18 protein-coding genes are annotated in these 17,263 nt (G+C 37.6%); 4 read left to right on the top strand and 14 right to left on the bottom strand.

Annotated features, from left to right (window positions below):
• Positions 1 to 25 precede the first annotated feature (25 nt).
• The gene (locus AC4BD1_RS07075; RefSeq protein ID WP_206908790.1) at positions 26 to 616 is read right to left on the bottom strand and encodes a DUF1269 domain-containing protein; all 591 of its coding nucleotides are present in this window, start codon (positions 614 to 616) and stop codon (positions 26 to 28) included.
• Between the two features lie 148 nt (positions 617 to 764).
• Positions 765 to 2,078, bottom strand: coding sequence for a GTPase ObgE (gene obgE / locus AC4BD1_RS07080; protein WP_277988512.1), 1,314 nt, complete (start codon positions 2,076 to 2,078; stop codon positions 765 to 767).
• 296 nt (positions 2,079 to 2,374) lie between these two features.
• Here obgE and gap point away from each other — a divergent pair, with 296 nt between their 5' ends.
• Positions 2,375 to 3,385: a type I glyceraldehyde-3-phosphate dehydrogenase gene (gene gap / locus AC4BD1_RS07085; RefSeq protein ID WP_206899084.1), complete on the top strand. Its 1,011-nt coding sequence runs from the start codon at positions 2,375 to 2,377 to the stop codon at positions 3,383 to 3,385.
• 109 nt (positions 3,386 to 3,494) lie between these two features.
• Here gap and AC4BD1_RS07090 read toward each other — a convergent pair whose 3' ends face one another.
• A complete protein-coding gene (locus AC4BD1_RS07090) occupies positions 3,495 to 4,427 on the bottom strand; it encodes an alpha/beta hydrolase (protein WP_206908788.1) in 933 nt (310 codons plus the stop codon).
• A 356-nt stretch (positions 4,428 to 4,783) separates the two neighbouring features.
• Positions 4,784 to 5,878 (bottom strand): DUF871 domain-containing protein, encoded by a 1,095-nt coding sequence (locus AC4BD1_RS07095; protein ID WP_490485388.1) that lies wholly within the window; start codon positions 5,876 to 5,878, stop codon positions 4,784 to 4,786.
• Between the two features lie 186 nt (positions 5,879 to 6,064).
• On the opposite strand from AC4BD1_RS07095, the gene AC4BD1_RS07100 reads away from it, so the two are divergent.
• Positions 6,065 to 6,808 (top strand): peptidylprolyl isomerase, encoded by a 744-nt coding sequence (locus AC4BD1_RS07100; protein ID WP_490466156.1) that lies wholly within the window; start codon positions 6,065 to 6,067, stop codon positions 6,806 to 6,808.
• 74 nt (positions 6,809 to 6,882) lie between these two features.
• Here the strand turns inward: AC4BD1_RS07100 and fabZ are convergent, their stop codons facing one another.
• The gene (gene fabZ / locus AC4BD1_RS07105; protein WP_067482356.1) at positions 6,883 to 7,323 is read right to left on the bottom strand and encodes a 3-hydroxyacyl-ACP dehydratase FabZ; all 441 of its coding nucleotides are present in this window, start codon (positions 7,321 to 7,323) and stop codon (positions 6,883 to 6,885) included.
• Between the two features lie 237 nt (positions 7,324 to 7,560).
• Between fabZ and fabI the strand changes: the two genes are divergently transcribed.
• A complete protein-coding gene (fabI, locus tag AC4BD1_RS07110; protein WP_206908765.1) occupies positions 7,561 to 8,316 on the top strand; it encodes an enoyl-ACP reductase FabI in 756 nt (251 codons plus the stop codon).
• Between the two features lie 165 nt (positions 8,317 to 8,481).
• Here fabI and AC4BD1_RS07115 read toward each other — a convergent pair whose 3' ends face one another.
• Positions 8,482 to 9,534 (bottom strand): branched-chain amino acid aminotransferase, encoded by a 1,053-nt coding sequence (locus AC4BD1_RS07115; protein ID WP_490485389.1) that lies wholly within the window; start codon positions 9,532 to 9,534, stop codon positions 8,482 to 8,484.
• 113 nt (positions 9,535 to 9,647) lie between these two features.
• Here AC4BD1_RS07115 and AC4BD1_RS07120 point away from each other — a divergent pair, with 113 nt between their 5' ends.
• The gene (locus tag AC4BD1_RS07120) at positions 9,648 to 10,565 is read left to right on the top strand and encodes a mechanosensitive ion channel family protein (protein WP_206908761.1); all 918 of its coding nucleotides are present in this window, start codon (positions 9,648 to 9,650) and stop codon (positions 10,563 to 10,565) included.
• 306 nt (positions 10,566 to 10,871) lie between these two features.
• Here the strand turns inward: AC4BD1_RS07120 and AC4BD1_RS07125 are convergent, their stop codons facing one another.
• From AC4BD1_RS07125 to AC4BD1_RS07160, 8 genes are all read right to left on the bottom strand, one after another.
• The gene (locus tag AC4BD1_RS07125; protein WP_490485390.1) at positions 10,872 to 11,450 is read right to left on the bottom strand and encodes a lytic polysaccharide monooxygenase; all 579 of its coding nucleotides are present in this window, start codon (positions 11,448 to 11,450) and stop codon (positions 10,872 to 10,874) included.
• Between the two features lie 189 nt (positions 11,451 to 11,639).
• Entirely contained in the window at positions 11,640 to 12,140 is a 501-nt protein-coding gene (cbpB, locus tag AC4BD1_RS07130) for a cyclic-di-AMP-binding protein CbpB (RefSeq protein ID WP_206908757.1), read from the bottom strand.
• A 111-nt stretch (positions 12,141 to 12,251) separates the two neighbouring features.
• The gene (locus tag AC4BD1_RS07135; RefSeq protein WP_490466160.1) at positions 12,252 to 12,764 is read right to left on the bottom strand and encodes a metallophosphoesterase; all 513 of its coding nucleotides are present in this window, start codon (positions 12,762 to 12,764) and stop codon (positions 12,252 to 12,254) included.
• Positions 12,765 to 14,123 (bottom strand): ribonuclease PH, encoded by a 1,359-nt coding sequence (gene rph, locus AC4BD1_RS07140; protein WP_490485391.1) that lies wholly within the window; start codon positions 14,121 to 14,123, stop codon positions 12,765 to 12,767. It lies immediately after the preceding gene.
• A 3-nt stretch (positions 14,124 to 14,126) separates the two neighbouring features.
• Positions 14,127 to 14,939 carry a glutamate racemase gene (racE, locus tag AC4BD1_RS07145; protein ID WP_206908752.1) on the bottom strand — a complete coding sequence of 271 codons (813 nt, stop codon included), beginning with the start codon at positions 14,937 to 14,939 and terminating at the stop codon, positions 14,127 to 14,129.
• A gap of 172 nt (positions 14,940 to 15,111) precedes the next feature.
• On the bottom strand, positions 15,112 to 15,768 hold the full coding sequence (locus AC4BD1_RS07150; protein WP_206908750.1) for an amino acid ABC transporter permease: 657 nt from the start codon (positions 15,766 to 15,768) through the stop codon (positions 15,112 to 15,114).
• A gap of 14 nt (positions 15,769 to 15,782) precedes the next feature.
• On the bottom strand, positions 15,783 to 16,430 hold the full coding sequence (locus AC4BD1_RS07155; protein ID WP_206908743.1) for an amino acid ABC transporter permease: 648 nt from the start codon (positions 16,428 to 16,430) through the stop codon (positions 15,783 to 15,785).
• 11 nt (positions 16,431 to 16,441) lie between these two features.
• Positions 16,442 to 17,257, bottom strand: a complete 816-nt coding sequence (locus AC4BD1_RS07160; RefSeq protein ID WP_206908711.1) for a transporter substrate-binding domain-containing protein — start codon at positions 17,255 to 17,257, stop codon at positions 16,442 to 16,444.
• Positions 17,258 to 17,263 lie beyond the last annotated feature (6 nt).

Here is a 17,263-nt window from a genome sequence, read left to right on the forward strand (position 1 = left end):
ACCCAACCAAAAAAGAAAACGGAACTTATTCTTGTGAATTGCCCTTATCTATTGGTTGATTTTCAACTGGTGGATGTTTTTCACTCCAAGTTTTTTGTGCTGCTTCTTTCGTACTACGTTCAATTTCTTTCGCATCCGCTACATCTTTTTCGACCTCATCATAATCTAATCGTGTGATTTCACCACCAAGTTCCATCATAACTAATTGGTTCAATGGGCGATTGTCTTCTTCTTCAGCAATCAAAATCAGACCTGTAGCACCCTCGCCAATTTTATCACCAACAAAGTCAAAAACGGTTTGCGCGTTTTGAATCTCTTTTGCATCTTGGGTTGCTCCAATCATTCCACCTGCAAACCAACCAAGTAAAATACCGAGCGGACCGCCTAAAATACCAACGAGCATACCGATCATGCCACCTTTTGAAGATTTATTACTTCCGGTAAAGTCGATAAAGTCTTCTACTTTAAATTGATGTGTGCCATTTGGATCATGACTGATGACAGCCATTTGTTCCCCCTTAATTTGTCGAGTAGCATGAAGCTTTTTGATTTCAGAAAAGGCTTGATAAGCTTGACTCTCCACATCAAAATTTAAAATAATCACTCGTTTGTTCATTTGACTCACTCCTTACTTTTTACGTTCCTTTCATTTTACCTTTGATTGAGTTAGAAATAAAATAAAAACCTCTAAACGAAAGCGCTTATTTCAATATAAAAAAAACAAAAGAGAGGGGACAAAATTTTTGTCCCCTCTCTTACTTATTTTATTCAACAAATTCAAATTCAAATTCGCCAATGCGAACAATATCTCCATCTTTCGCACCACGAGCACGTAATGCTTCGTCCACACCCATTCCACGTAATTGACGTGCAAAACGCATAACTGTTTCGTCGTGATCGAAATTCGTCATTTGGAATAATTTTTCGATTTTCTCACCCGTCAATACCCAAGTTGCATCTGGTTCACGATCAATTTTGAATTCTGGTCCTTCTGGTGTAAATCCATAATGAACTGTTTCTTCCTCGATTTCTTCATCATAAAGAGGAAATTCTGGTGTTACTTCTAATAAATCAGCAGTTGCATTCAATAATGCATCCAGTCCTTTACGAGTCACACCAGAAATTGGAAATACTGGAATATCATCTGCAAATTCATCTGCTTTTTCTTTATTCAATTGCTCTTTGAATTTCACCAAATTTTCTTCTGCATCTGGCATATCCATTTTATTCGCAACAATCAACTGTGGACGTTCTAATAAACGCAAATTATAAGTAGATAATTCATGATTGATTGCTAGATAATCTTCGTAAGGGTCGCGTCCTTCCATTCCGCTCATATCGATCACATGTAAAATAACACGGGTACGTTCAATATGCCGTAAGAATTGCGTTCCTAGCCCAACACCTTGTGAAGCTCCTTCAATTAATCCTGGTAAGTCAGCTGCCGCAAAGCTACGACCATCAGTCGTTGTTACCATTCCAAGATTAGGAACTAACGTAGTAAAGTGATAAGCACCGATTTTTGGTCGTGCAGAAGAGATAACTGAAAGTAATGTAGATTTTCCGACTGAAGGAAAACCAACTAAACCAACATCGGCTAAGACTTTTAATTCCAATTCAATTTTACGCTCTTGTCCTGGCTCACCATTTTCTGCGATTTCCGGTGCAGGGTTTCGTGGTGAAGCAAAGCGAATATTTCCGCGACCGCCACGTCCACCTTTTGCAACTACCAAAGTTTGACCGTTTTCAATCAAATCGCCTAGTAAAGCGCCTGTTTCTGCATCACGTACAGTTGTTCCTTGAGGGACTTTAACATATGTGTCATCTGAACCTCGGCCATGCATCCCCTTGCTCATTCCATTTTCACCTGGTTGTGCTTTAAAATGACGATTAAAACGAAAGTCCATCAATGTGCGCAAGCCTTCATCAACCACTAAAATAACATCGCCACCGTGACCACCATCACCACCAGCTGGTCCGCCATCAGGAACATACTTTTCTCTACGAAAAGCAACCATTCCGTCGCCGCCCTTACCAGCTTTCACATCGATTGTCACTTGATCTAAAAACATGGACATATTCTCGTCCTCCTATTGTATTTATTTATTTAAATTTCTCGACTACCTGAATTTCCACAATAAACAAAAGTCCTATTTATTTTAGCGATGAAATCATGTTTTGTCTATCTTTTCAGCCAAAACTTTGCTATCTCTTACCAATTTTTGTATTTTTAGCAAATCCATTTGGAAGTTTCAGAAAAATCAAGTGAAAAGATAAATTTTTTGACAAATTCTAATTTTAGTAGCAAACTTAAATCGTATTAAGAGAGGTTGCGGCACTTTCACAGCCTAAATTAAAGGAGGAACTTTTGATTATGACAGTAAAAGTAGGTATTAATGGATTCGGACGTATTGGACGCTTAGCGTATCGTCGTATCAAAGAAGTATCTGATGACATCGAAGTAGTTGCAATCAACGATTTAACAAGTCCAACTATGTTAGCACAATTATTGCAATTCGATTCAACACATGGTACTTATCCTGGAACAGTTACTGCTACAGAAGACTCAATCGTGGTTGATGGTGAAGCAACTCGTGTTTATGCTGAACCTGATGCAAGTAAAATCCCTTGGGTAAAAGAAAATGGAGTAGACATCGTACTAGAATGTACTGGTTTTTATACTTCAGAAGAAAAAGCACAAGCTCACTTAGATGCAGGCGTTAAACGCGTTGTGATCTCTGCTCCAGCTGGCGCAATGAAAACAATCGTTTATAACGTAAACGACGACACTTTAGATGCAAATGATAAAATCATCTCTGCTGGATCATGTACAACAAACTGCTTGGCACCAATGGCTTATTTCTTAAATAATGAATTTGGTATCGAAGTTGGTACAATGACAACTGTTCATGCTTATACTTCAACACAAATGTTATTAGATGGACCAGTAAAAGGCGGAAATTTACGTGCTGCTCGTTCTGCTGCTGACAACACAATCCCTCACTCAACTGGTGCTGCAAAAGCAATCGGCTTAGTTATCCCTGAATTGAATGGTAAATTACAAGGTCATGCTCAACGTGTCCCTGTTGTTGATGGTTCATTAACAGAATTAGTATCAATCTTAAAAACAAAAGTAACTGCGGATGAAGTCAATGAAGCAATTAAAAAACATACAATTGACAACCCATCATTTGGTTATGATGATCGCGAAATCGTTTCTGGTGACGTAATCGGAACAACTCAAGGTTCAATCTTCGATCCAACACAAACAGAAGTAACTTCAGCTGGTGATTACCAACTTGTTAAAACTGTTGCTTGGTACGATAACGAATATGGATTCACTTGCCAAATGATTCGTTTGTTAGAAAAATTCGCTAACTTATAAGAAATTTTTCACTAAAAATTTCTTGCGACACTAAAAAGAAGCTGAGACAAATGTCTCGGCTTCTTTTTTATAGTTAGTATCACGAAGTTCCTGTTTCACCTTCACACGCTTAAAAGTACTTCGCTAGAAAGTCTTTTACTACTTGCTGGTATTTATCTGGATCTACAGAGTAAGCTTTCGCATGTTCTGCGCCCTTTACGACATATTTTTCTTTTGGTGCGTTGGTCGCTTCATAAACTTCATTTAACATTTTAAATGGAACAAAGGTATCTTCGTCACCGTGAATAAAGAGCATTGGCGTCTCATTTTTCTTCAATTGTTTGACTGCACTTGCTTCATTAAAAGAGTAACCTGCTCGAACTTTCGTCATTAAACTAGTAGCAGGCATCAATGGAAATGCGGGTAGATTAAACATATCTGCTAATTGATATGAAAGCTCCTCATTTACAGAAGAATAGCCACAGTCCTCAATAATTGCTTTCACATTATCAGGTAGTTGTTCTCCGCTGGTCATCATGACTGTTGCCCCACCCATGCTGATTCCATAAAGAGCGATTTCTTCTTGTTTGCCATTTGTTTCAAGAACTTTGTTGATCCACTTTACATAGTCTTTTCTTTCTGGCCAACCAAATCCAATATAATTCCCTTCACTTTTCCCATGTCCTCGTGCATCTGGAAGTAGGACATTGTAGCCTAGATCATGGAAAATTTTAGCGTAGTTTGCCATCGTTTCCGCATCACCCATATAGCCATGCGCTGCAATCACTGTCTGATTACTTGGTTTAGCTGCAGGAAGATAAATGGCAGAAAGTTTTAGTTGATCCTCTGATTTAATGGTCCAATACGTGCGGTTTTCTTTTGCTTTGAACCAGGTTTGCGTTGCAGTTTCTTCTGCCGTTTTTGTAGTACCAGGTGTATCTTCGCCGATAAAATCTTTTGGTGCTGGAACGATCGCATAATTATAAAAATAATTCGCTGCAAAAATTAACCCAATCGTGAATAGTAGGATCACGCCAATACTAATTTTTACCCAAAGTTTCATATTTTTCATCTTTCTCCTATCATTTAAATTAAAAATAAATCACGAAACGAACAAATTTAGTTCTAAGTATAATCAATGTCTGTGCCTGATGCAAATCGATTTGACAAACAAAAAAGGACCAAGACAATTTCAAGTCCTGATCCTTTTGGAAGTGCGTAATGATAAAAACATATTTTGAAAGGCTGTTTGATTCTTTTAATTTATTGCTTGAAGTTTAACGCTTGGAACCACAACCCTTTTCTACGGTGTTCCCAAAACAACTCCTCCATATAGCTTGCATCCACTTTAAAATATGAAAAGCTATTTTGAGTATCTGTTCGCTATCTCGTCGGAGCTGAGCGTTTTGCACCACAACCTTATTTCATATTTTCAATCAATTTAAAGCTTGACCATGGTTTCAAGAAATCAAGCAAGAATAATTCATCTGCTGAAATTCGGCCGACCACATTCACTCGTCCATCATTTTTCATTTCTTTCAGAGCAATTTGTGTTTCACCTTTATATTGACCGTAGCCAACATTATCAATCAAAACATCTCCGTGAGTCATATCACGAGTATTATGAGCTGGGAAAGGTTTCTCTTTGTAATAAATACGTGTCATTGTCGAACGTAAAATATACTCTGAACGGTCTCCTCGGTAACTGTGTAAGTTATCAAATAGACAAATCCGTTCGTCTTCTGTAATTCCTTCTTCTACATCGACTTTTAGCGTTGGGTAATCTGCGTTGAAGGCTTCTGCCATTGCTTTTAACTCTTCTTCACTTGCATAGGCGTTCCCAACAGAAATATCATCGATCAAACCAGTCAACATCAAATGTTTTACTTGTGTTGAAATTTCTAAGTCACGATGGTCTTCTAATGAACACAAACCATCCTGTGTTGGCCATGGACCGAACGTTGCAACTTGTGAATTCACAAAAGCCATTGTATTCAAATTATATTTTCTGAATTTTTCTGAGCAATAAACAAAGTGATCGTAACTTAAACCAGAATAGCGATGTGGATAAAAGTTATGTGACCCCAATAAATTATTTGTATTTGGTGAATAACTCATGATGTTATCCACGTAGTTTGTTCCAGAGCTCATATTGATTTCAATTTTGATTCCATATGGGTTACGTGTCATCTTTGCTTCTTCTGCACCCGTGAAACCAATATCTAAACGTACACCATATGCACCCATTTCATCAAAAAATGATAAGTCATCATAAGAGATCTCAAGTTGTTCAAATAAGGCAGGATTAATATCCACCATTACTTCCATTCCTAAGCTATTCGCATAGTCGACTACTTTTGTAAATTCGGCTAATACTTGCTCTTTGTCATCGTTCACTTGCAGCAAGCTTGTAAATACGCGTTTAAATCCATATTTGTGTGCTAGATCTAAATATGCTTTATCCTTTTCAAATGTTGAGCGTTCTGGGTAAATCGAAACTCCAAGTTTTCCCATAATCCTATTGCCTCCTAGCGGTTTGCTTTTTTGTATCCACTTACATTATAACAAACATGATACAAATGGTCTACACCTTTTGCTACTGCTTCAAAAAGAAAATTACTTTCCAATTTTCATTAGGTTTTTGCTCAAGAATTTGCTATCATAAATATAGACTATTTTTAAGAAAGAAAGGATCCAGATATGAAGAAGAAAAAAATAATGTTAACATTTGGATTAGCTGCAGCTCTACTAGCTGTTGCGGGTTGTTCAACAAATCAAACAACTACTTCAAGCACAAAAGCAAGCACTGCAGAAAGTACGACTGAAAGTAGCGTTGACCTAAACGCATTAGAATTACCTCAATTAACGAACGAAGTTGCTGCAAATGAAGCATTGGTCGAAATGACCACTAGCGAAGGAACGATCAAAATCAAATTGTTCCCTGAATTAGCACCAAAAGCAGTCGAAAACTTTTTGACACATGCCAAAGATGGCTATTATGATGGTTTGACTTTCCATCGAGTAATTAAAGACTTCATGATTCAAGGTGGCGATCCAAAAGGTGATGGCACGGGTGGTGAAAGTATTTGGGGCGAAGGATTTGAAACAGAAATTTCAAATCAGTTGTACAACATCCGTGGCGCACTTTCCATGGCGCGCTCTCAAAATCCAAACAGTAATGGCAGTCAATTCTTTATCGTCCAAAATTCTGATGACGTCCATGACGGCTTACTAAAAGATGACTACCCTCGCGCAATTATCGATGCGTATAAAAAAGGTGGCTATCCAAGTTTAGATGGTAGCTATACTGTTTTCGGTCAAGTCATCGAAGGCATGGATGTTGTGGATAAAATTGCTCAAGTTGAGACAGATAGCAATGACAAGCCAACAGCCGACGTAAAAATCGAAAGTATCAAAGTTTTACAAGAAGCTAAAACAAAATAAGCACGTAAAAAGAGGAGAGGACTTTTAAACAAGTCTTCTCCTCTTTTGTTTGATTATATTAAAAAAGCAGCGCATTAAGCATCTTGGTTTACGATAAAAGTGAATTCACATTCGCAGACTTTTTTGTCATCAACGTAAGCAGCTGATAGTGCAGTGCCCACAGCTCCTTTTAATTTTGTGATTTCAAAATGACATTTCATGACATCTCCAGGTACAACTTTTTGACGGAATTTGGCTTTATTGATTCCCCCAATATAGGCACGTTTCCCTAAAAATTCTTCTGATTTCAAAATTAAAATGGAACCAGCTTGCGCCAAAGTTTCTAAAATCAAAGCTCCCGGCATCACTGGATTATCTGGAAAATGTCCTTGAAAAAAATCTTCATTAATTGTCACGTTTTTAGTTGCAACTATTTTCTTTCCTGGTTCTAATGTGTCCACATAGTCAATATAGCAAATCGGGTAGCGATTAGGAATCAAATCCATTACTTCTGTAGCAGATAAAACATAAGACATATACATGCTCCTTCTTTCGTTTCAGGCAAATGCCAATTCATTTATTACTTTGATTATCAAAGTATCATATTCCTAATTATTTAGCAATCTTTTTTTTATTATCAAAAAAATAGTTTGACAATCAAAGCATTTTGCCTAATAATAAGAAATCAAGGAAGTTATTTTTTAAGCACTTATCTTTTTATCCTACTTTTTTACTAGACAACGAAATTTTTCGCGAAACAAAGGAGAGTCAATATGTCATTTTTAAAAGGAAAAAAAATCGTCATCATGGGCGTCGCAAACAAAAAAAGTATTGCATGGGGCTGTGCCGAAGCTATGCAAAAACAAGGGGCAGAAATCATCTATACTTATCAAAATGAACGCATGAAAAAATCTTTACTGAAATTAGTTGGTGAAGATGCTTTTACTGTTGAGTGTGATGTCGCTAGTGACGAAAGTATCGAGCAAGCAATGGATGCCATCGGCGCTTACGCTGGTGAGATTCACGGACTTGTTCACGCAATCGCTTATGCAAATAAAGAAGAATTATCAGGTAATGTTTCAGATATTTCAAGAGATGGTTATCAATTAGCTCAAGATATCAGTAGCTATTCCCTAATCGCTGTAACAAAATATGCACAAAAGTATTTAGCACAAAACAGCGGGATCGTCAGCATGTCTTATCTTGGATCAGAACGTGCAATTCCAAACTACAACATGATGGGCATCGCTAAAGCGTCACTTGAAGCAGCTATTCGTTACTTAGCTGCAGAACTTTCACCAAAAGGTATCCGCGTTAACGGAATCTCTGCTGGTGCAATTAAAACTCTAGCTGTGACAGGCGTCAAAGATTACCAAAAGCTAATTCAATTATCAGAATCACGTACACCAGATCAACAAGGTGTCACAATTGAAGAAGTCGGCAATGCTTGTGCCTTCTTGATTAGCCCACTTTCAAGCGGTATGATTGGTGACATCATTTATGTTGACAAAGGTGTTCACTTATCATAAAAACATCTAATATTCTTTAGAAACAATTTATAAAGCTGCGGTTGGCGAATACGTCATCCGCTTTTTTACATCTATCATTTGATTGAGCAACAACAAAAGAAGCTGGAAAATAACTTTCCAGCTTCTTTGTATGTTTAACTTTATTAAAAAGTAATGGTTCTTGTACTATTCCACTACTTGGATCCAACCTTCAGGTGCTTCTACATCCCCAAACTGAATACCCGTTAACTCGTCATATAAACGTTTCGTTACAGGACCCACTTCTGTTTCACTATAGAAAACATGGAGTTGATTATCATGATAGATTCCGCCAATTGGTGAAATAACTGCAGCTGTCCCACACGCACCTGCTTCAGCAAATTCATCAAGCTTGTCAATAAAGACATCTCCCTCGATGGCATCCATCCCTAAACGTTCTTTAGCCAACTGTAGTAATGAATATTTGGTGATACTTGGTAAAATAGATGGTGATTGCGGTGTGATGAATTTCCCATCTTTCGTGATGCCAAAGAAATTTGCCGCACCGACTTCTTCAATCTTTGTATGCGTTGCTGGATCTAAATAAACACAATCAGAATAATCTAGTTCATGTGCTTGTGTTCCAGGTAATAAGCTAGCTGCATAGTTGCCGCCTACCTTAGCTGCTCCTGTTCCTCTTGGTGCAGCACGGTCATAATCTGAAACGATAAAGTTCGTTGGTTTTAAGCCACCCTTAAAATAAGCACCAACTGGTGTACAGAAAACAACAAATAAGTATTCCGGTGCCGGATGCACACCAATGTTTTCCCCTACACCAATCAATAAAGGTCTTAAATAGAGCGTTGCACCCGTTCCATAAGGTGGTACAAATTCTTCATTTGCTTTGACAACCTCTTTGACTGCGTCAACAAACATTTCTTCTGGAACCATTGGCATCAACAAACGACGCGCGCTTTGGTTCATTCGGCGACTATTTTGTTCAGGACGAAATAGATTGATTTTCCCATCTTTCCGACGATACGCTTTTAATCCTTCGAAACATTGTTGTCCATAATGTAACGCAGGTGATCCTTCGTGAATCGTTAAGTAGTTATCTTCTGTTAACTCACCTTTGCTCCATTCTCCATCTTTCCATTTAGCAATGTAGCGCCAAGGTGTTTTGATATATGAAAACCCAAGATTATTCCAATCTATTTGCATGTTCGTGTCCCCTTCATGTTTTTCTCCATATTTTACCATTCGCTTAGTTGTTTGTCATTTTTATTTTGAAAGACACTTTTTCTCTTCCATTTTCTTTTTTTCTACTTCTTGATACAATGTTACAAAGAACGAGTGAAAGAAAAGAGGATTCTATGTATTTAGCACAAATAACTGAAACAAAAACAACATCAAGTGAAACAATTACCGATCAAGCCGTCCAACAAGTAAATGCCTTCCAGCGATTTTGGAATGAGATTGATTGGGACGAGATTCTTGCAACTTTTATTGAAAAAACACTGTATTTGATTTTTCTAGTCATTCTTTTTAGTGTTCTGAGCAAAATCGGAAAATATTTACTTGATAAATCATTTAGCCAATATTCAAAAAAAGCTAGTTTGAACGAAAGTCGTTTAAAAACCTTACACAGTTTACTTCATACGATTTTTCATTATACGCTTGGCTTCTTCTTTATCTATGCATTGCTTTCCGTCATTGGTGTGCCGATTGGCTCCTTACTAGCAGGTGCCGGAATTGCTGGGGTCGCTATTGGTTTAGGTGCGCAAGGCTTCATGAATGACATGATTACTGGTTTTTTTATTATCATGGAGCAACAAATGGATGTTGGAGATTATATTCAATTGGCAAATTTATCCATTGAAGGTACGGTTGTTTCTGTGGGAATCCGTACACTACAACTCAAAGCAACTGACGGAACCGTGCACTATATTCCCAATCGAAATATCACGACCATCAGTAACTTATCTCGAGCAAATATGTTAGTTCGTTTAGATATCCGAATCGTCCCTGAAGAAGGTTATGACAAAATTCAAGCAGTGATCCAACAAGTCAATCAACATCTAGCAGAAAAATATCAAAATGAATTACAAACTGAACCAACTATTTTTGGTCTCGTTGATCTAGGAAATAGTAACTTTGCAATTCGAACGATCTGCTATGCTTTAAATGGCAAACAATATGTCTTAAAGGAAGAATTTCTTAGCGCATATGTCCAAGCCTTGACAAAAGCTGGATTTACGATTCCGAATACACCCGTCGGACCCGTTGTATAAAATAAAGAAAGAATTTGTCAAAAAAGAAAGGATGAGATAGCTGCTTTTATCGTTTAAAAACTCTTTCGAAAAAAAGAGTGATCCTTTCATTTCCAGAATGATGATTCTGTCATTTTATTTTCTACTGTCTGATGTTGTTTTATGCCGTATGTCTCAGATTACGAGTAACACTTACTCTTGTGGTAACAACACGAAAAAGGAGAAAAAGAGTCTTTGCTCTTTTTCTCCTTTTTTAAACTGTGCTCTTCTCCAAAAAGTTTGGCTTTAGAGATATATATAATCTGTAACTCTTTTTATATTCACTTTTTATTGAACATTCACGTCCATAACTTGATAGAAAGCATTCACTGTATCACTAATGTTCCAAACAGCTAAAATAATGTGATAACCATTGCGATCTTGCGGAACAGAGATAGTATGGCTCACCAATTTTGGTGGTACTGTTGCATTGTCATTTACTTGACCAATTCGTTCGAAATCGCTAAATTTTAATGGCTGATTAGGATTCCAACCTGGTTTTGTCATATAGTAATCCCAAGTACTTGTGCGATGTTGGGCAGTTAATGTCCAAGAAACATTTAATGAACCCTTATTGATTTGACTCTTATGCCAACGCGTCGCTGTTTGTTCGTCTAAAGGTTCGAAACCAGTTACACCTGCACTTGCAATTTTTCCGTCGATAAATGTGTTTTTCAATGCTTCAATACTTTGTGGTTCCCACTGTGCACGACCAACATTTTGATTTAAGTTCCCTGCAGCTGCCGTTCCAAAATAGGCCCGACTACCAGGTTGGGTTACATAGCCATGTGCAAATCCGGGAACACTAAAACCAAACAAACCAATTCCGACCAAAACCAACAATAAGACTTTACCAAGCTTTTTCATAAATGAACCTCCTATGATTTGATAGCTACATTGTAACCGCTTACTCTGATTTTGGAAATAAATATGCTTGGCTGTTTGGTTATTAAGTTGCACAAAAAAAAAGCAGATAGCGGTAAAAACCTTGCTATGTCTGCTTTAAATCAACTATTTAACGTTTAAAATAACCGATAAAATAAAATCATCGTTTTTTTAATTTAACAGATTGATTGTTTCTTTTAGTCCTTCTGTTTTAGAAGTCAAAATGTTTCGTCTCTCTAATTCGTGAACCATGAAGTTTACTGCTTTTAATAATTCTTTTCGCGTGATGATTCCTTTAAAAACTTTGTCTTTTGTCACAACTGGTAAAAAAGGTGAGTCAACTAACAAATGCAATACATCTTCTAGTTCCCAATTTTCGTCAACCGTTGTAACATCTACTTCCATTACATCTGCGACTGTCAATCCTTCTAATGGTTCCATGCTGATATTTTGCAAATCCAGCATCTTATTCACGACATCAGATAAGCTGATCAATCCAACAAAGCGATCGTTTTTGTCTAAGACCGGGATTTTTGAATATCCGACTTTCGACAAAACAAGCAAGCCGTGAGAAAGCGGATTTTGGTAAAGAACGTTTGCTACATTCTCTGCTGGGATCAAAAATGTATCTTGATTTTCCAACAGCATTTCTCTTACTACAGGTCCAATCATTGAGTGGCCTCCATTCTTGTTTGTTCAACAATTTTATTTTACCGAAAACGGATGCAAAATCCATAAAGAAATGATGAACTTTTAGCAAAAATTAGAAATTAGTCCATAAAATCAGCGAGAAAAGTGAAAAACTAATTCTTCTACTGGTTGATGTGCACGATTATAATACTGAACATTGATTTCATCAGTTAAACTTTCAATGATTGCATACGACGGAATTTGAATGGGGCCGCGTGGTTGTGAAATACTGCCAGGATTTAAAAATAAAATACCTTTTTCCATCTCACAACCGATTTGATGTGTGTGACCAAAAAATGCCATATTTGCTTCGACTGATTGTGCTTCTAAAGCTAATTGAGTCAAATCAAACCGAACATTCGATAGATGTCCATGGGTAAGATAGATATTGTCACGACCAGTATTGATGACTTTTTTAGCTTCAAACCCTGGACCATAATCACAATTTCCTTGAACAACTTGAAAGTTTTCCCACAATAAATCATCTGCAGGTAACTCTGAATCTCCACAATGAAAGAAAAAATCAACGTCTGAACGATAACGTTTGACTAAGTCCACTAAGATATCACGGTCACCATGATTATCACTTACAACTAAATAGCGCATTTATTTTGCTCCTTCCAACCACTGTTGCCATTTTTGGCTCAATTTTTGCATTGCTTGTCCGCGATGACTCACTAGATTTTTTTCTTCACTAGACATTTCCGCAGCTGTGTGTGTTGAACCGTCTGGGATGAATAACGGATCATAACCAAACCCATTATCCCCTTCAGGAATTCTAGCAATTTTCCCAGGCCATTCGGCTTCCACCACTAAGCTATCTTTATCAGGCGCTGCAAACACTAATGTACAATGAAATTGCGCTGTTCGTTGTTCATTCGGAACATCCGTTAACTCGTGCAATAATTTTGCATTGTTTCCTGCATCACTTTTTGGTTCACCGGCAAAACGAGCAGAATAAACGCCAGGCATTCCACCGAGTGCATCGACTTTTAATCCAGAATCATCAGCCAGTACAGGCTGTTTCAAGATTTGTGCAATTGTTTCTGCTTTTAAGCGTGCATTTTCTTCAAAGGTTTTCCCTGTTTCTTCCACATCTGGTATTTCTGGATAGTCAAACAAGGTTTTGACTGTATATCCTTTTTTACCAAACATTTGGCGAAATTCTTCCGCTTTTCCAGGATTTTTTGTTGCAATAACAATTGTTTTTGTTCCATCCTCCATTTGAGTTGCTTTAGCTGAAAGTTCAGTCAACAGCGCATGCTTTTGTTCTGCAATCAGCTGTTCAATTGCTGACTTTCCATAAAAAAGCATGTCATTCAATTGTTCACCATCAAAGGTTGCTTCTTCACCTGTTCCTTGAATCTCCACAAATTTTCCAGATTCAGTCATCACTAAATTCATATCAACTAGCGCTGCAGAATCTTCTTCATAATCCAAATCCGTTACACATTGACCATCAGGCAAGATTCCTACACTAATGGCAGCCAAGTGTTCTTTCAATGGATCTTCTGTCACTTCTTTTTCTCTGACTAGTTTTTCGACTGCTAATGTTAAAGCAACAAATGCACCTGTGATACTTGCTGTACGTGTTCCACCATCCGCTTGGACAACATCACAATCAACAATGATGCTTCTTTCGCCTAGCTTTTCTAAATCGACCACCGCGCGTAAAGAACGTCCAATCAATCGTTGGATTTCCATCGTTCGACCGGTTAATTTTCCTTTGCTGCTTTCACGACGGTTTCTAGTATTTGTTGCTCGAGGAAGCATGCTGTATTCTGCCGTAACCCATCCGGTACCAGTTCCGCGTAAAAATGGTGGAACTGACTCTTCAATTGTTGCAGAACAAATCACTTCTGTGTCTCCAAAACTGATGACCACTGATCCCTCAGGGTGTTTGAATACATTGGTACGAATATCGACTTTTCTTAATTCTTGTGCTTTTCTTCCATCATGACGCATGCGTTAATTTCCTCCTAGTTCGATATGTTCAACTTCTAACTCATCAAGCGGTAACCAGTCTTGCGCAATTTCTTTGAACAATTTTGGTGAGCCGGTTGTATAAAATTTGTTGATGGTTCTTCCTGGAATAGGATTGTTACTAATTTCAAAATAATCGAGGAGCATAGAAACTTCTCCGACAGTCTCAGCACCCGAGTCGATCAAAGTCACACTTTCTCCCATCACATTTTGAATAATCGGGCGTAATAATGGATAGTGGGTACAACCTAAAATAAGTGTATCTAAATTTTTAGTTAATAATGGTGCTAAAGTTTCTGCTACGATTTTCTTTGCAACAGAGGAGTGATATTCATTGCTTTCGACCACCGAAACAAACTTTGGACAAGGTAAGCTATTAACAGTTAACTCCGGTGCTTTTTCTTTGAGTGCTGATTCATAGGCACCACTTTTCACCGTGCCTAATGTTGCAATCACTCCTACTCGTTTATTTTTCGTTGCTTTTAAAGCCGCGCGCGTTCCTGGAAGGATAACGCCAATCACAGGAATAGGTAACGCCGCTTTGATTTCATCCAGAGCTACTGACGTTGCCGTATTACAAGCAATCACAAGCATTTTGATTCCTTGATCCACCAAGTAATCGGTCATTTCCCACGTAAATTGAATCACTTGTTCAGCAGGTCGTGGACCATATGGACAACGCGCAGTATCTCCTACATATAAAATATTTTCATTTGGTAATTGTTTCAGTGCTTCTTTGACAACTGTAAGTCCGCCAACACCTGAATCAATAAAACCTATTGGGCGATTATCTGACAATGGAACCCATCCTTTTTTTTGATTTCATTCTATCTGTCTATTGTGGACTTTTTGAGGCAATTTTTCAAGTCTTGAACTTTTTGAGCGGGTTGCTTAACACACTTTTTTTACAAAGAAAAAAACCCCAACTCTTTGTTCTTTTTTAAACAAAGAATTTGAGATTTTTTATTTATTAATAACTGTACTTCCGTCGTTCTAAAAATCCGGATAATAATGATAATGCGTAACAAATGACAAAGTACATCAAAGTCATAGCGACAAACATTGGCAAAACATAATTTGTATTTTGCCCATAAATGATTCGTGCTTGGTGCGTCAATTCTGGTAAAGAAATAATTACCGCTAATGACGTATCTTTAATTAGCGAAATCAATTGACTGACGATTGCAGGAATCATTGATTTAAACGCTTGTGGCATGACGATTTTACGCATCGTTTCAACGTAAGTCAATCCGGTTGATAAACCTGCTTCCATTTGTCCTTTTGGTACGGCGTTCAATCCTGCGCGGAATATTTCTGATAGCATAGCTGATTCAAAAATTGTCAACGCAGCAACGGCGGACCAAAAGATATTCATTTGAATGCCCACTTGTGGCAAAGCAAAATACGTGAAAAAAATGATGAGTAACAATGGCAGATTACGAATAATATCAATCACCAAGCCAACGATTTTGGATAAATAAGGAATATTCGCAAAACGAATCACACCAGTTAAACCACCAATCAAAAAACTAAAGATGATAGAGACCAAAGAAACTTCGACAGTCACTTTCAACCCTTCTAGTAAAAAACGGATATTCATCCATGAAAAAGCACCACTAAAATCCATTCAACTTCCTCCTTCTATGAACGAACTGCCCATTTTTTCTCAAGATGAACCATCAAATAAGAAAGGGGCAATGTAATAATCAAATAAAATAGACCAACAATAATATAGGTATCAAATGTATTGAATGTTTCACTAGCAATCAAGTCCCCTTGATACATCAAATCTAATCCTGCAACCATTGCTAGAATAGAGGAATTTTTCACTAGATTGATGAACTGATTTCCTAACGGTGGGATAACTATCTTAAATGCTTGAGGCAAGACGATATACCGCATTGTTTCTGAGTAAGTAAAACCAGATGACATGCCTGCTTCCATTTGTCCACTAGGAACTGTTTGGATCCCTGAACGAACAGTTTCTGCAATAAATGCAGATGTATAAATCGTCAAGCCAATTGTTCCAGCCTGAAACCCATCTAATTGCATCCAGTACATCGGTACAACTACATAGAAAAACATGACAATGATCAGCAACGGAATATTCCGGAAAAATTCAACGTAAGCTTTTGCTAAACCATTGATCCATTTATTTTTTGACAACTGAAAAATTGCCATCAATGTTCCAATAACCAAACTAGCTATGAGCGCCAAAATACTGGAAAAGATTGTAATTTTGAATCCTTCTGCAAAGGTCGCTCCATAAGTTTGTATCAATTCACTCATATTGTCCCTCCTTAATCAACTTTGCCATCCGTTTCATTTGGAAACCAGTGTTGATAAATTTCATCATAGGTGCCGTCAGCAATCATTTCTGCTAATGCTTGATTGACTTCATCCAAAAATTCTTTCTGCCCCTTATTGATGGCAATTCCATACGGTTCATTGGTAAATGTACCTCCTGCCAACGTATAGCTTGGATTTTCATCCGCCATTCCTAAAAGGATCGCATTGTCAGTCGTCATTGCATCTCCTTGTCCCGATTGAAGTGCCGTAAATGCCTCTGCATAGTTCTCTAATTCTAAAATATTTGCATCGGGTGCATGTTCACGAATATTCGCTGCTGAAGTCGAACCTTTGACAGCCAAAACGGTTGTCGAAGCATCTAAATCAGTCACACTTTGGATACTGCTTCCTTTTTTAACTAGCAAAGATTGTCCAGCATCAAAATAAACGTCTGAAAAATCCACTTGTTTTTTTCGTTCATCGGTGATCGTCATCGTCGCAATGATTGCATCGATGTTTCCATTTTTTAACAACGGAATTCTAGTTTTCGAAGTCACTTCAACAAAATTTGCTTGTCCCTCTTTACCAAGTATTTTCTGTGTGATTGCTTTTGCAATATCGATATCAAAGCCTTGAACTTCACCAGACTTGATGTCCATCATTCCAAATAAACGAGTATCATATTTGACACCCCAAGTGATCTCATTTGTTTCTTTGATTCTTTCTGCGATATTTTCGTCCGCTACGCTTGCTCCCTTACAGCCAACCAGTGCAAGTAACACGATACTTAGCAGAAAGAGTAGACGAAAGCTTTTATGCTTTTTCATACAATT

The organism is Enterococcus sp. DJ147D b, from assembly GCF_058216655.1.

What these genes read in the sequence shown, in the direction of transcription:
- AC4BD1_RS07075 (WP_206908790.1), bottom strand. Translation starts at nt 616, where the DNA reads ATGAACAAACGAGTGATTATTTTAAATTTTGATGTGGAGAGTCAAGCT.
- obgE (WP_277988512.1), bottom strand. Translation starts at nt 2,078, where the DNA reads ATGTCCATGTTTTTAGATCAAGTGACAATCGATGTGAAAGCTGGTAAG.
- gap (WP_206899084.1), top strand. Translation starts at nt 2,375, where the DNA reads ATGACAGTAAAAGTAGGTATTAATGGATTCGGACGTATTGGACGCTTA.
- AC4BD1_RS07090 (WP_206908788.1), bottom strand. Translation starts at nt 4,427, where the DNA reads ATGAAACTTTGGGTAAAAATTAGTATTGGCGTGATCCTACTATTCACG.
- AC4BD1_RS07095 (WP_490485388.1), bottom strand. Translation starts at nt 5,878, where the DNA reads ATGGGAAAACTTGGAGTTTCGATTTACCCAGAACGCTCAACATTTGAA.
- AC4BD1_RS07100 (WP_490466156.1), top strand. Translation starts at nt 6,065, where the DNA reads ATGAAGAAGAAAAAAATAATGTTAACATTTGGATTAGCTGCAGCTCTA.
- fabZ (WP_067482356.1), bottom strand. Translation starts at nt 7,323, where the DNA reads ATGTCTTATGTTTTATCTGCTACAGAAGTAATGGATTTGATTCCTAAT.
- fabI (WP_206908765.1), top strand. Translation starts at nt 7,561, where the DNA reads ATGTCATTTTTAAAAGGAAAAAAAATCGTCATCATGGGCGTCGCAAAC.
- AC4BD1_RS07115 (WP_490485389.1), bottom strand. Translation starts at nt 9,534, where the DNA reads ATGGTAAAATATGGAGAAAAACATGAAGGGGACACGAACATGCAAATA.
- AC4BD1_RS07120 (WP_206908761.1), top strand. Translation starts at nt 9,648, where the DNA reads ATGTATTTAGCACAAATAACTGAAACAAAAACAACATCAAGTGAAACA.
- AC4BD1_RS07125 (WP_490485390.1), bottom strand. Translation starts at nt 11,450, where the DNA reads ATGAAAAAGCTTGGTAAAGTCTTATTGTTGGTTTTGGTCGGAATTGGT.
- cbpB (WP_206908757.1), bottom strand. Translation starts at nt 12,140, where the DNA reads ATGATTGGACCTGTAGTAAGAGAAATGCTGTTGGAAAATCAAGATACA.
- AC4BD1_RS07135 (WP_490466160.1), bottom strand. Translation starts at nt 12,764, where the DNA reads ATGCGCTATTTAGTTGTAAGTGATAATCATGGTGACCGTGATATCTTA.
- rph (WP_490485391.1), bottom strand. Translation starts at nt 14,123, where the DNA reads ATGCGTCATGATGGAAGAAAAGCACAAGAATTAAGAAAAGTCGATATT.
- AC4BD1_RS07150 (WP_206908750.1), bottom strand. Translation starts at nt 15,768, where the DNA reads ATGGATTTTAGTGGTGCTTTTTCATGGATGAATATCCGTTTTTTACTA.
- AC4BD1_RS07155 (WP_206908743.1), bottom strand. Translation starts at nt 16,430, where the DNA reads ATGAGTGAATTGATACAAACTTATGGAGCGACCTTTGCAGAAGGATTC.
- AC4BD1_RS07160 (WP_206908711.1), bottom strand. Translation starts at nt 17,257, where the DNA reads ATGAAAAAGCATAAAAGCTTTCGTCTACTCTTTCTGCTAAGTATCGTG.